Annotated in this window: 13 protein-coding genes; 5 read left to right on the top strand and 8 right to left on the bottom strand. The window is 52.9% G+C overall.

Features of this window, described 5'->3' with window-relative positions:
- Positions 1-101: 101 nt before the first annotated feature.
- Together EYC87_RS03305 and EYC87_RS03300 are read right to left on the bottom strand one after the other, a co-directional pair.
- Positions 102-1,934: an ABC transporter ATP-binding protein gene (locus EYC87_RS03305; protein ID WP_279251609.1), complete on the bottom strand. Its 1,833-nt coding sequence runs from the start codon at positions 1,932-1,934 to the stop codon at positions 102-104.
- 27 nt (positions 1,935-1,961) lie between these two features.
- Positions 1,962-3,752, bottom strand: coding sequence for a hypothetical protein (locus tag EYC87_RS03300; protein ID WP_279251608.1), 1,791 nt, complete (start codon positions 3,750-3,752; stop codon positions 1,962-1,964).
- 324 nt (positions 3,753-4,076) lie between these two features.
- Here EYC87_RS03300 and EYC87_RS03295 point away from each other — a divergent pair, with 324 nt between their 5' ends.
- From EYC87_RS03295 to nei, 5 genes are all read left to right on the top strand, one after another.
- Positions 4,077-4,262 carry a hypothetical protein gene (locus EYC87_RS03295; RefSeq protein WP_279251607.1) on the top strand — a complete coding sequence of 62 codons (186 nt, stop codon included), beginning with the start codon at positions 4,077-4,079 and terminating at the stop codon, positions 4,260-4,262.
- 2 nt (positions 4,263-4,264) lie between these two features.
- Positions 4,265-4,732 carry a nitroreductase family deazaflavin-dependent oxidoreductase gene (locus tag EYC87_RS03290; protein ID WP_279251606.1) on the top strand — a complete coding sequence of 156 codons (468 nt, stop codon included), beginning with the start codon at positions 4,265-4,267 and terminating at the stop codon, positions 4,730-4,732.
- Positions 4,733-4,804: 72 nt separating this feature from the next.
- Positions 4,805-5,125, top strand: a complete 321-nt coding sequence (locus EYC87_RS03285) for a DUF6482 family protein (RefSeq protein WP_279251605.1) — start codon at positions 4,805-4,807, stop codon at positions 5,123-5,125.
- A 43-nt stretch (positions 5,126-5,168) separates the two neighbouring features.
- The gene (locus EYC87_RS03280) at positions 5,169-6,161 is read left to right on the top strand and encodes an NAD-dependent epimerase/dehydratase family protein (protein WP_279251604.1); all 993 of its coding nucleotides are present in this window, start codon (positions 5,169-5,171) and stop codon (positions 6,159-6,161) included.
- Between the two features lie 52 nt (positions 6,162-6,213).
- Positions 6,214-7,035 carry an endonuclease VIII gene (gene nei / locus EYC87_RS03275; protein ID WP_279251603.1) on the top strand — a complete coding sequence of 274 codons (822 nt, stop codon included), beginning with the start codon at positions 6,214-6,216 and terminating at the stop codon, positions 7,033-7,035.
- Between the two features lie 13 nt (positions 7,036-7,048).
- Here nei and EYC87_RS03270 read toward each other — a convergent pair whose 3' ends face one another.
- The 6 genes from EYC87_RS03270 to EYC87_RS03245 all read right to left on the bottom strand — a co-directional run bounded on the left by EYC87_RS03270 (position 7,049) and on the right by EYC87_RS03245 (position 12,905).
- A complete protein-coding gene (locus tag EYC87_RS03270) occupies positions 7,049-7,807 on the bottom strand; it encodes a substrate-binding periplasmic protein (protein WP_279251602.1) in 759 nt (252 codons plus the stop codon).
- A gap of 77 nt (positions 7,808-7,884) precedes the next feature.
- The gene (locus EYC87_RS03265) at positions 7,885-8,958 is read right to left on the bottom strand and encodes a hypothetical protein (RefSeq protein ID WP_279251601.1); all 1,074 of its coding nucleotides are present in this window, start codon (positions 8,956-8,958) and stop codon (positions 7,885-7,887) included.
- A gap of 54 nt (positions 8,959-9,012) precedes the next feature.
- Complete coding sequence (locus EYC87_RS03260) at positions 9,013-9,258, bottom strand: hypothetical protein (RefSeq protein ID WP_007227239.1); 246 nt, start codon at positions 9,256-9,258, stop codon at positions 9,013-9,015.
- Between the two features lie 58 nt (positions 9,259-9,316).
- Positions 9,317-10,057, bottom strand: a complete 741-nt coding sequence (locus EYC87_RS03255; RefSeq protein WP_279251600.1) for an SDR family NAD(P)-dependent oxidoreductase — start codon at positions 10,055-10,057, stop codon at positions 9,317-9,319.
- A 2-nt stretch (positions 10,058-10,059) separates the two neighbouring features.
- On the bottom strand, positions 10,060-11,613 hold the full coding sequence (locus EYC87_RS03250) for a cryptochrome/photolyase family protein (RefSeq protein ID WP_279251599.1): 1,554 nt from the start codon (positions 11,611-11,613) through the stop codon (positions 10,060-10,062).
- Entirely contained in the window at positions 11,610-12,905 is a 1,296-nt protein-coding gene (locus tag EYC87_RS03245; RefSeq protein ID WP_279251598.1) for a DASH family cryptochrome, read from the bottom strand. Before EYC87_RS03245 ends, EYC87_RS03250 begins: the two co-directional genes overlap by 4 nt.
- Between the last annotated feature and the right edge of the window lie 47 nt (positions 12,906-12,952).

Below are 12,952 nucleotides of genomic sequence, written 5' to 3'. Positions count from 1 at the left end.
TATCGATATTGGTAGATCAGTACTTTGAATGCGCCCATCGATGACTTGGGATCCGGCTTGAACGCCCACCATTGTATCGCCGACGCCACTCAAGGTGGCAGTCATTCAGGAGCCAGAAATCCACCCGACTGATAATCCCACAAACGCTTGTAAATACCGCCCTGTGCCAGTAATTGTGCATGCGTACCAGACTCTACAATGCGGCCCTCGTCCAGTACCACCAAGCGATCCAGAGCGGCAATCGTAGACAGGCGGTGGGCAATGGCAATCACGGTCTTACCCTCCATCAACTGGTAAAGGCTCTCCTGTATCGCTAATTCTACCTCTGAATCCAGCGCAGAGGTCGCCTCATCAAGCACCAGTATAGGCGCATCTTTAAGTATCACCCTGGCAATGGCGATGCGCTGGCGCTGACCTCCACTTAACTTTACCCCTCGCTCACCTACCTTGGCATCCAGCCCATGCTCGCCCGCCTGATCCTCAAGTTCCTGAATAAAATCCCACGCCCGCGCCTTGTGAATGGCCGCCATCAATTCTTCTTCACTGGCGTCCTGGTGGCCGTAAAGAATATTGTCACGCACAGTACGGTGCAACAATGAAGTATCCTGAGTCACCATACCAATACTGGCTCTCAGGCTATTTTGGGTAACGCTGCGAATGTCCTGCCCATCCACTCTTATACTGCCGCTGTCCAGATCGTAAAAGCGCAATAGCAGATTGACCAGTGTCGATTTACCCGCTCCCGATCGACCAATCACCCCGACCTTTTCTCCCGGCTTTATATCCAGGTCCAATCCTGTGAAAACCGGTCGATTCTGGCTGTAAGAGAATCCGAGCTGTTGAAAATGGATAGCGCCCTGACCTGCGATGAGCGCACCAGCGTCTTGCGCATCTTCAACGGCGATGTGACGGGAAATAGCACCGGCACCATCTTTCACTGTACCCACGTTCTCGAAGAGGTCAGACACCTCCCACATGATCCATTCGCTAATGCCGTTAAGCCTTAGGCACAAGGCTATTCCGACTGCGATGGCGCCCGGCGTTATGCTACCTAGAAACCACAGGTACATCGCTGTCAAACCGACAGCCACCAACATAAAAGTGTTGTTGATAGCGACACCTGTTTCCATCCAGGTGACCAAGCGCATCTGCGGATGCACTGTGCCGAGAAAATCTTCCATCCCCTCTCGGGCATAAGCGGATTCGCGTCTGGCATGGGAAAAAAGCTTAACGGTTGAGATATTGGTATAGCTATCTGCGATACGGCCGGTCATTGTTGCCCTGGCATCGGCCTGTTTTTCGGAGATGCGTTGCAAGCGCGGAACTATCACATAAAGCAGGCCAACGTAGCAGGTCAGCCAGAACAGCATGGGCAACATCAAGCGCAAGTCCATGGTTCCCAGCAGCACCAGCACTGACAGAAAATACACAGAGACATAGACCATAATGTCTAACAGCTTGATTACTGTGGAGCGAACCGCCAGCGAGGTCTGCATCACCCGGGTGGCAATTCTCCCGGCAAACTCATCCTGAAAGAAACCCAGGCTTTGTCTCAGCAGATAGCGATGTGTCTTCCACCGCACAAGCATTGGGAAATTACCCATAAGGGTCTGATGCAATAGCAGCGAAGAAATACCTACCAGGATGGGATAGGCGATAACCACTGCCAGTGCCAGCCACAATAAATCAGTGCCGGGCCCCGACCAAAAACTCTCGGGCGTCTCCGACGTCAAAATGTCTACAAGCTGCCCCATCAGGTCAAACAAGTAAACCTCGACTATCGCAATGGCGGTACTGAGCAGAGCCATCGCGAGCAAAAAGGGCTCAAGGCCCTTGGCATGGTGACGGCAGAAGCGGTATACCGAACTCGGCGAGCGTTCCGGGGCAGGCGGTGGAAAAGGGTCTACCAGTTTCTCAAAAAATTTGAAGGCCATGAATTCTGGCAGTACCTCATCAATGAATTAGTCAGGTGGTCGCTCGTAACGCACGATGCCATGAAAAGTAGTGTGCATCGCTCTTCCTTCCTGGTCCAGCATCACGCCTGAGAACAACGTATTAAAGCGACTGGATCCTGTCTCATAGTAGAAGGCAGACTGCCCGCTCGTCCAGTCCAAAGCCTCCAGAGTCCATTTGCCCTCGCGCGCACCAACTGTATAGACCTTGTTTGCTGCCGCAGAGACAATAGGTACTGAATTTGCGGAGGAAACCTCTTTATTGACCCAGGCTTCTCTCAATTCGCGAGCTGCAGGATCCCAGGCGAACTTCTGGATGCCATAGGGAGTGAAGTCAGGATGGTGGCCAGCAAGACCGATATAGGCGCCAGCGGGCACCTGTTTCAAAGGCACACTAGCGGGCGCATTGTTGACCACCATAGCACCGTAGCCGCTGACCACCACAGACTGTTCAGTTTGTACCGCCTCGGCATCGTCTCGTCCTATGTCGGCGCGCAACATACCGGCTATTCGACGCGATGGAGCGCCGTCGATTTGTTGCCAATCGTCAGGGATATCCTCCCGCCAGAACAGAACCATATTCATAACTTCATCACCATCGGTGATCACTACAAACTTGTCCTCGTTGCCAAAGCCCATTAGGCTTGCTGTCGAACCGGTTCCCGAGTTCACATTCACAAAGGTGTATGGTTTACCCGTATCTGGATTGAGTACGTCCTCCAGCGTGACATTGATTTCGCCATCATTGCTGTAGGGAACCACCCAGGCACCATCTGCCTCATCGCGAGACAGTTTTTCACCATTCCAGATGATCTTGTGCATGTGCTGCAGGGAAGGAACGAAAATGTTGCCATATTCATCAATTGCAGGACCGTTGCGTATCCAGGTGGCCGAGCCCTGCCGTCTTCCCATGTCGAGCATTTTTTGATTCCAGGCCGGGGCAACTTCGGCTCCCGTCAGTTGCATCGCCTGATACTCTGAAAAATCACGACTGATCAGCACTACCCAACCGTCGTCGGTGATAGATACCAGCCAGCCATCGTAGGTCATATTCATTGAATTGAACCCGCCAGTAATCTCTGGCGGTTTTACCCACTCATTTTTAAGTACGATCCGAGACTGCGGGTCCTGTGGATCAGCATCTGCATAAGCCAGAATAGAGTTCTTGCCCCCCACGTAAAGGATATTATCGGAACTGGCAAGGTAGTAGACGCCAGCCAAACCAGCACCCAGGTACTTTTTCACCATAGGCACTGATGTAAACAGGGTCCCAAGGCCGGTATAGGGCCACTTGGGCAGCAGGTCCAGCCAGCGAATATCCGCATCGGCCTGCTCGGTGGTAATCGCACCCTCACTAGCCTCGTAGACGGGAGAGTCTTCCAGGAAGAACTCGTCAATGACTTGCAGGCTCTCGTAATCCAGCTTGGAAATGCGATCTCCCCCGTTACTCCAGATTACCCGCCTGCCATTAGCGTATTCGGGCGATATTGCATAGCCAAAATGAGCAGGGCCAAGATGAGTATAGGTAAGCCCGCCATTCTCTATACTGAGCGCTTCACTGGGGCCTGAAGGTCCAGCGTGGCTCACACCGGTACTTTGAGCAGAGTTGATGTGACCTATCGGAGCGACCGAGTCAGCAAGGTAGGGATTGCGCGGGGCATAGCCGCTGGTGACGATGGTGCTGGTTTGTATGGCTGTCTGGCTAACCACTATTTTGCCATCTCCCGGACCTTCACAGGCGGTCAATGAGATCACGGACAGAGCCATGAAGAAGAAAATGTATTTGCCACTATTTTTCATAAACTAGACCTGCGTTAAATGATGGCTGGCGCCAATGCATTATTGTCATGACTTTTGCATTACAGCCTACTCCACCTGAACATCACATTACGTGTAAGGCCAATTATCTTTGCCTTCTAAAGACGCCGCCATCGAGGCGGATCGATCTCATCCATCCATATACCGCAAGCGATGGCTCAGTGATGGGGTTGATCGCTGCGATACAAGTCTAAATATCATCTGGTTTCGTAGTGTTTATATTACCTTTAAACTCAACATAGACCGACGGTACTAGGGTAAGCAAGGGCGGCGCTATGCGCTACTTGTCCCAGGGAATCAACAGGCATGAATTTAAGCTCATCGCAAGCGCACAGGCATTTGACTGTCATGGTGCTTCCACACTTCGTTGCAGCATTCACCCGGGTCGCTGGCCAAGCGGCCATCAACGACTTGGAACAGGCATGCGGGCGCTTCGGAACCTCCAGCGATATTGCCGAAGAACACCTCCCTGCCCTTGGCGATGGCTTCTGAGCATGGGACTGCTGCAAACCAATCTGGTAGAACGCGCGCTCAGTCAACCAAGCGTCATCAAATGGCTAAAGCGTATCGTTCCTCCCCTGGACCTGTTTTTGTTACGCATTTCCAGAGGCTGGTTGAATACGGCGATGCAATCGGTGGCATTGCTGGAAACGACAGGAGCAAAATCCGGGCAGCAAAGAGAAATAGCGACTCTATGTATGCCTCACGCTGCAGATTTTGTGCTGGTAGGCTCAAACTGGGGGCAAGATAGAGACCCCGCCTGGGCTCACAACCTGAGAGCCAATCCAAAACCGAGAGTCAGCTTCAGGGGCTATGTTGGCGAAGCTTACGCCCGTGAACTAGACGGAGAAGAACGCGCTTTGGTCTGGCAAAAACTGGTTAAATTCAACCCGCAATACGCGCGGTATCAGCAGGGCACGCAACGCCAACTGCCCCTATTCTTGCTCTCCAGAACCCAGTAGCGCCCGCCATAATCCGCTGTAAGGAAAACAACGTATATTTTTATAATGCGTTAATACTACTGCGGCCTCAATATGAAAATCAGTTTGGAACAGCTCTCGCGACTGGATCGGCACGCGCAGGCGATCATTCACTCGCTTGATCAAGCACTGTATCAGGTCACCCTGACCATTGGAGACGATTCTTATTTGCTCACCGAAAATTCAGGGTCGATTTTACGCAGGCACAGCTTGCAGCAAGTTCGGGAGCTACTGAGCGAGATGCCTCTTGATTCGATCAGGTTAAGACACCAGTCGGCCTACGACGAGATGATAGGGCAGCCAGTGCGCACGGCAGACAACACACTGGAAGTGCCACTATCACTGGATGTAATGACGGCGCCCGTCATTCATTAGCCGGGGCGCTCAATGAGCCAGCAAACAAGGAATTATTAGCGCGATGAGTCGTCAGACAAAACTTATCACAGTCACCGGTGCCACCGGGTTCGTGGGTCGAGCACTAGTCAGGCGACTCCTCCAAGAACCCAACGTGTCAATACGCTGTCTGGTCCGCCCAAGCAGTAACCGCTCTACCCTGTCATCTCTGGGCCCGAATATCAGTTTCTGTATTGGCGACATCACCCAACCGCAAACACTGGATGCTGCCATGGAAGGCGCATGGGGCGTCATTAACCTTGCCGGCTACAGGGAGTTCTGGGCACGTGATCGCAGTCACTTCTACAAGGTCAATACGCAAGGCGCAGAGAACGTATTTCAGGCATGTCTCAAGGCAGGGGTTAAGAAAGTCGTTCAAGTCAGCACGCCTCTCGCTTATGGTGTTCCCGATACGCTACCTTTTACGGAATCGTCTCCTGCCGGCCAGCACCCCAGCGAGTATGGCCGTTCAAAACACCTGGGAGACGCGGCGGGAATAAAGCTGTGTGAAAGCCAGCAACTTCCTCTTAGCATCGTTTACCTGGCCGCTGTGATTGGCGCCGGTGATGACAAGCAAACCATGGAGGTTGCCCGTGCAGTGGAGAAGCGCTTACCGGCTTTGGTGGGAGCAGAAACCACATACACCTATGTTTACGTCAAAGACGCAGCGGAAGCCATTGCCCGCGCACTGTTAAAGCAGCGGAACCAAGGGGAGAAGTATCTCATCGGCGACCAGAGAGCAACCACTAGGGAATATTTCAACCTGATTGGCGACATCGCCAACGTACCCATCCCTACTCGCAACATTCCCGAGTCCTGGCTACTTCCCATCGCAAGCGCGCTGGAATATGTGGCAAAGGCCACAGGACGCAGACCTGCTATACCGCTTGACGTGATTAAGACGACTGCTGCAGGTTCGCTTCTTTTTGACCCTAATTACGCGAAGGCTGAATTGCAGATGCAATACACCCCGTTAAAGCATGCACTTGAAGAAGCGGTAGAAGACATCAGGCGTTAGCGACAAAAAAATCTCGCAAACGTCTTACCTATAGATGAATCGGAGTTGAGCCATGCCTGAAGGCCCAGAAATAAGAATAGCCGCAGACACCATTGCCAATGTGCTGGTTGGAAATACGGTTGAAACCATACGGTTTGGCCTTCCGCGGTTGCGTCATTTTAGCAAGCAATTAAAGGGGCACCGGGTCATCGACGTCGAGACTCGTGGCAAGGCCTTGCTCACCCACTTCGATCACGGTTACAGCATCTATTCCCATAATCAGTTGTATGGGGTGTGGAAAGTCTGTTCCGGCCACAAGCTTCCCAAGAGCAACCGTTCGATGCGCATCTTACTACAAACAGAGACACACTCTGCGGTGCTGTACAGTGCTTCTGACATCAGCGTTTGGCCGACTGAGGAACTGGCGGAGCACCCTTTTCTTCGCAAGCTTGGCCCCGACATTATGAATCCCGCACTCGAATGGCGAGAGATAGCTGCAAGACTGCAAGACCCCCGGTTTGAGCGACGTGAATTGGCAGCGCTGTACCTGGACCAAAGCTTTCTTGCAGGCAATGGTAACTACCTGCGGTCTGAGGTTATTCACCACGCCGGTTTGCATCCTAAACAGAAGCCTTGTGAATTGACTCGCGCGCAGCTGGGAAAGTTGGCGCGCAGCACGCTGGAAATTAGTCGCCGAAGTTATGATACCCGGGGCATTACGATCACCCCTCGTTTATCCAAAACCTTGGAAAACCGCGGCGTAGCCAGAGGCAGCCGTCGCTTCTATGTATTCGGACGCGATGACCTGCCCTGTTACTCCTGCAGCACGCCGATCAAGTACAGCGAAATTAACTCAAGGCGCTTGTACCACTGTCCGCAGTGCCAGCCAGCCTAAGCGTGGCTATACACTACTCGACGTTTCTGTAGCGGTTGTCCCACTTCGTCACGATAGCGTCATGGCTGCCGTCTTCGCGAGTCGCGGCCAGGGCCTTATTGAAGTCCAGTATGACTTTTTCGTGCCCAGACAGGCTTCGGCTAATCGCCACATGACGAGCGACAGGTTCAAGTTGAATGCCTGTCACGGAAAACTGGTTTAACTTGTCGCCCATGTACTCGTTCAACTGGTGGATGATTGTGCGTCGGTCGCCAATGACAAAATCGACCCTGCCATTTTGCAGATTGAGTAAGTTCTGAATGAGGTGATTCTCTTGCACCAGAGTCAGGCGAGGTACCGCGGCAAGATCGACGCCATAGGCATAGTCAACTCGCACTCCCAGCCTAGCGCCAGACAGCTGGCTGAGCTGGGTAAAACGACGCGGCTCACCGCGACGCTTTAAAATGATGAGCTTGCTGCTGAGGTAGGGCTCACTGAACAGCAAATCCGTGGCTCTTTCATCTGAATACCAGGCGGCCGCCAATCCGTTATAAACCCCCAACTTTGCTCCTTCAACCGCTCGTGACCAGTTCTCTATCGAAATTTCAGGAGAGACGCTAGTCTGGGCAAATACATGCTCAACTATTTCCAGTGCTAGGCCGCGATCTGGCAGCTTCTGGTCGGCATAGGGAGGTGAGGTGTTAGCCATGAGTTTCAGCGGCTGCTGGGCTTGCGCCGCTACAGTCACCAACAGCAGGCCGGATACTACAAAAATTAGTGCAGATCTCAACATTAATTCACCTCTTAAAAACCAAAAAACGTCATTGCGAGCGCAGGATAAACTGCCTCACACTTAATATCCATGACTATCTAATTTGAGCCGAAATCAGGTACGGAAATCAGTCGATCGCCAACAAAAGACCCCATGTAAACCCGCCCTGCCTGAGGTACAGCAACCGTCGCAGCACCCATGGGCGCTCCCCTGTGCGAGAACACCGATTCGAAAGCCAGCGTTTTTGGGTCCACAGCAATAATGTCAAAGCCTGCTCCGCAGGGTTCCGTCTGCGTCATAAAGCAGGACAGCAAATTAGGGATACTATCGTCGTGCGTAGTCACCCAAAGGCGTCCGTCGGACCCCCAGGCACTGTTATCCCCACTAGCCACAGGCGCCCTTGCAACAACTTCACCCGTCTCTACATCCACCTTCCACAGCTCGCCCGTGAAATACATGTTAACGAACACATGGCGCTCATCAGCAGCAATCTCAATCCCATTGGGTTGGTTGGCATCAGTGCCCGGCAGAAGTCTAAGGCCACTGCGCCGATTCCATCGCCATACATCGCCGGTATTCTTACCGAGCGCGCTGAGCAGCTTTTCTAATTGGCTGGAATTATGAAACATTCGCGTATAAATCAGGTCGCCATTTGACATACCGACAACATCGTTCATAAAGGTTTCTGGACCGGCGGGAACACACCCTCGCCAGGCAAGCTCACTACTGTTTCCGTCGCCCAACAGCTCAAACAACTCCACTGACTCACGACCGCCGTGGTTCACTACCAGGTAACGCCAACGACCATCGGCTAATTGATGAAGATGAGTCCCGTGAGGGCTGAATGTATCGAGTGGTGGTGGCCCACAATCTGGCTCTCCCCAATCAGCGCCATCGATATCAACCACGCCCGAGGCAGGCGGGAACAGAGGCGTTATACCCTCATTCCTGGTATCGAACAGGGCCAGGCTACCGGTACCGTTATGCATGCCACCAAAATGAGCGAGAAGTAGATGATGGCCGTCATTAAGAGCGGCGATATCTTCTGGGGACTGCATGTCGCAAACCGGATGGATCGCTCCAATGGGCTCACAACCGCTAATTTTCATCTCGTCATCAATACATGCGGTTGTGCTTAACACACACAGAACCGCAGCCAACTGCTTAATCATCAATACACCTGTTTGTCTTGTTATTGTTACTGACTTCGCAGGCGATGTTTGAACTTAACTACCCTGTTCCACTCGCGGTCGCCAAAACTGCCACCATCTGCGTTTACTCTCATTCTCGCCACCAATGTGGCTCTCAGGAATGCCATGCTGAGCATACCACTGTTCCCACTCGTGCGGGGTAAGTGTGCGCGGGGTGCCTGCGCCCATTGCCCTGCTCATCGCCTTGTTTCTGAGGCTGTTGTCAGCAGACGCCTCTCGCTCACCCAACAGCTCCTTGATCCGTTTATGATTTACAGCCATTGGATACCTCCCCAAAATGCGCTTATCGGTAAGCTGAACCCTGACCTGTCCTGCTTTGTCACCAGGGGATCACCTCCCCTTTCCAGTCATGAAATGAGCCCGAGTCGCTGACATTGAGTGACGCCATCACTTTTATCAAAGACGTCGCGCATTCACCGGGAGTGAGAACGCGCTTGCGATAATTGGCCGAAATGAATGGCTCCGACAGTCTTGATTCCACAGTCCCGGGATGAAGCGCCAGTACCGTGGCCTTGGGATGGCTAAGACGCCACTCCCGAGCCAACGTTCTTAACAGCATGTTCTGGGCGGCTTTAGCCGCTCGATAGGAATACCAACCCCCCGAGTGATTGTCCTCAATACTGCCGACCCGCGCAGATAGTGAAGCAAGGATCGCAGGGTCGTCATGACGCATCATGGCGCTAAATGCCTGTGCCAGTAAGGGTAAAAACGCGGCATTGATGGCAAAGGAATTCAAAAGACTGTCCTGGCTGATGGCTTTCAGGCTTTTTTCCGGACGTAGCTTACCGTCGTGCAAAACCCCCACCGTATTAATCAACAGATGTACCCGATTTACGTGTCGGGCCGCCTGTGCTGCAGCATCTTTAATAGAATCAGGATCTTTTGCATCCATCTTCAAATGCAGCACTGCGGATGCATTCCCCGCTGGATCCGGATTTCTCTCCAACACGATAGCCTGATTAAAACCTGGAATCAGCTGCACTTCCTCAAGCAATGCGCGGCCGATGCTGCCCCCACCGGCAATCACAACATTAAATTCAGGAAGGTCAAAACAGTGCATGCTTAGCCCTCAGCCTGATCAGGTGCCAGTCGCTGCAAAGTGTCATCGCCCCACGACACTATGGTCGCCTTGGTGTCGGCTTCGCGAGTTTCCCAGTTGCGCATGATTAGCGCCATCCGTGGATTAGATTTAAGTCTTGCCTGATGCTTATCAATAAAGCGCCAATACAAGCTGTTATAAGGACAAGCGCCCTCACCGGTGACTTTCTTGGGGTCGTAAACACAATCCCGGCAGTGATCGCCCTGACGTTGAATGTACTTACCCGAGGCGGCATAGGGCTTGCTCGCCATCAGACCGCCGTCTCCATGAAGGGCCATCCCCAAGGTATTGGGTAACTCAACCCATTCAAAGGCATCTATATAAACCGCAAGAAACCAGGCGCAGACCTGCTCCACATCGAGGCCCGCCAGTAGCGCAAAATTGCCAATCACCATCAATCGTTGAATATGATGGCCATAGCCAAGCTCCAGCGTCTGGGCAAGCGCTTTATGCATACATCGCATGTCAGTTTCGGCCGTCCAGAACCAGTCCGGGAGCGCTCGCTTTGCTCCCAGCACATTGAGCTCGGCGTAGTCCGGCATGTAATACCAGTACATACCTCGAACATACTCACGCCAACCGAGAACCTGTCGAATAAATCCCTCGGCCGCGGCAAGTGGTACCCGCCCGTCTCGCCATGCCGCCTCGACGCGGTTACAAACATCAAGCGGGTCTAACAAACCGGTATTCAAATAGGCGGAGACCAGGCCATGAAACAACCAGGGTGACTCTTCTGCCAGCGCATCTTGATAAGTGCCAAAATCTGCAAGGCAGTGATCGATAAACCAGCTCAGTTGCGCCTCGGCACCCTCGGCGCTGACCGACAAATAAAATTGAGACAGATCACCGGGGTGTTCCGCAAATTCTCGCTGCACCAATTCGATGACGTCAGTGGTAATTTCATCCAATTCCAAACTGGGTCGATCGGGTATGGGTTTTTGTGATCGCCAACCTTTGCGATTCTCCGCATCGAAGTTCCACTTGCCACCGGCAGCGGTGCCGTCAAGTTCCAGCAGCAGCCCGTACTTCTTGCGCATAATTCGATAAAAGTATTCCATGCGCAGTTGCTTGCGCCCGTCGGCCCAGGCTGCGAATTCTGCAGGGGTAGAGAGAAAGCGATCGTCTTCAAATCGCTCAAATGGAACAGAGAACGCCCATTCCGACATGGATTTGAAGAGGCGATACTCACCGGGCTCGCAGCACCTGACCGAGCTACAGCCACTAGCCTTCAGCGCCAGCTCTACCGCACCCTGCAGCGAGTTTAAACCCTCTTCAAAGGGGTAGTAATAAACCTGAAACCCCTGCGCGCGCAACTCATCGCGAAAATGGCGCATGGCGGAAAATATGAAAGCAATTTTATGTTTGTTATGACGAACATAGGTCGCCTCCTCCTTCACCTCTGCCATGACAATACACGCGGTATCGGGTGATGCGTTTTTCAACGCACCCCTGCCATGAGACAGTTGATCACCCAGTACCAAAATGAGCGTTTGCTGCTTAACTTCAGGTGCTATCACGAGGACTCCAATGGCCAATCTGCGGCGTCAACAATATGCTCGGGTTGTTTAGGGCAGTACCCTTCCCAGCGTTGGGTGAACTCTCCCTCAGGATCGAACTGACGGGTTTGCTTAACAAGATCAAAGTGGCGACCGCCTCTAGGGTCGGCACCGACACCCGCAATATATTGCCAATTGCCGTAGTTACTGGCGGCATCATAGTCCAGTAGGTGTTGTTCGAAAAACGCGGCACCAAACCGCCAATCGACGTTCATTTCATTCACCAGGCAACTGGCGGCAATCTGTCGCCCGCGATTACTCATCCAGCCACTTTCTACCAGCTGATGCATAAGCGCATTAACAAGAGGATAGTCAGTCGCCCCAGCGCACCAGCGGGCAAATCCACGCGGATCAAACGTCACCAGCTTGCGTTCTCGTGCTGTTCCTTTTGCGCGAAATAAAGAACTACTGTCCTCAACTTCACGCCGATAAAAAAATTCGCGCCAAAGAAGCTCGCTATAAAAGTGCCGTGTCGAGTCATTTGCCCCGTGCAACTTTTCAAACTGATCCAGCTCCCAGGCCAACTTGCTAACCGCAAGGCTTCCGTTGGCCAGCCATGGAGATAAAAAACTGGAGTAAAATAATCCATCGAGTTGGTTGCGAGTTTCCTTGTACGAGGTTACCGCGCCCTCGCGATGCATCCACACCTTTAACCTTGCTTCACCAGCTTTGGCACCTCCTCTGGCCCCAAACGACGGATCTGGTCGAACCCGGGCAGCGGGCAATGGCAGGGCATTCAAACCACGGGGTGGCGGAGGCATTACCGCCACACCCGCGGGATTAGAGGCCTGCAAAGGCTCCACACTGCGCCTGAACGGGGTAAACTGCTTGAGTGAGAGCTTCGTTGACTGCAATGCCTTCTCACTGAACAAGGTATTACCTTCATGCACCACTAATGGCACCGACACGCGGGCTGCAACGGCCTTCTCTTCAAGGCGCTCATAGCTCCCCGGGCTGCGAGCAACCCCGATACGTGTGACCTTATACTCATCCACCAGGCTCGGAAGGACTTGTGCCGGAGTCTCCCGGAAGACCAGCAACTTCTGACCGAGCTCTGCCAGCTGGGCGCGCAGCGCCTCCAGACTCTCGATAAGAAACCGTTCACGCTGCCTGCCTAGCCCCTTGAGATTGCACCAGGGGATGTCGCGTGGCCAGAAGAACACACAAAGCAGCCTATCAACGCCACAATGCAATTGCAGTGCAGGGTTGTCGTTGATCCGAAGATCGCTGCGGAACCAATATATCTCTGTCACTTTAGGCACTCGATAGGCGTCGTCGATGTCATCGTTAATCTGTTACT

This window comes from Candidatus Seongchinamella marina (assembly GCF_026262685.1).
In the GTDB taxonomy this organism is placed as follows: Bacteria; Pseudomonadota; Gammaproteobacteria; order Pseudomonadales; family Halieaceae; genus Halioglobus; species Halioglobus marinus.
The sequence above is the reverse complement of the archived record's forward strand: the minus strand, read 5'-3'. Positions and strand labels throughout refer to the sequence as shown.

What these genes read in the sequence shown, in the direction of transcription:
- EYC87_RS03255 (WP_279251600.1), bottom strand. Translation starts at nt 10,057, where the DNA reads ATGCACTGTTTTGACCTTCCTGAATTTAATGTTGTGATTGCCGGTGGG.
- EYC87_RS03280 (WP_279251604.1), top strand. Translation starts at nt 5,169, where the DNA reads ATGAGTCGTCAGACAAAACTTATCACAGTCACCGGTGCCACCGGGTTC.
- EYC87_RS03285 (WP_279251605.1), top strand. Translation starts at nt 4,805, where the DNA reads ATGAAAATCAGTTTGGAACAGCTCTCGCGACTGGATCGGCACGCGCAG.
- EYC87_RS03305 (WP_279251609.1), bottom strand. Translation starts at nt 1,934, where the DNA reads ATGGCCTTCAAATTTTTTGAGAAACTGGTAGACCCTTTTCCACCGCCT.
- EYC87_RS03295 (WP_279251607.1), top strand. Translation starts at nt 4,077, where the DNA reads ATGAATTTAAGCTCATCGCAAGCGCACAGGCATTTGACTGTCATGGTG.
- EYC87_RS03300 (WP_279251608.1), bottom strand. Translation starts at nt 3,752, where the DNA reads ATGAAAAATAGTGGCAAATACATTTTCTTCTTCATGGCTCTGTCCGTG.
- EYC87_RS03265 (WP_279251601.1), bottom strand. Translation starts at nt 8,958, where the DNA reads ATGATTAAGCAGTTGGCTGCGGTTCTGTGTGTGTTAAGCACAACCGCA.
- EYC87_RS03290 (WP_279251606.1), top strand. Translation starts at nt 4,265, where the DNA reads ATGGGACTGCTGCAAACCAATCTGGTAGAACGCGCGCTCAGTCAACCA.
- EYC87_RS03270 (WP_279251602.1), bottom strand. Translation starts at nt 7,807, where the DNA reads ATGTTGAGATCTGCACTAATTTTTGTAGTATCCGGCCTGCTGTTGGTG.
- EYC87_RS03260 (WP_007227239.1), bottom strand. Translation starts at nt 9,258, where the DNA reads ATGGCTGTAAATCATAAACGGATCAAGGAGCTGTTGGGTGAGCGAGAG.
- nei (WP_279251603.1), top strand. Translation starts at nt 6,214, where the DNA reads ATGCCTGAAGGCCCAGAAATAAGAATAGCCGCAGACACCATTGCCAAT.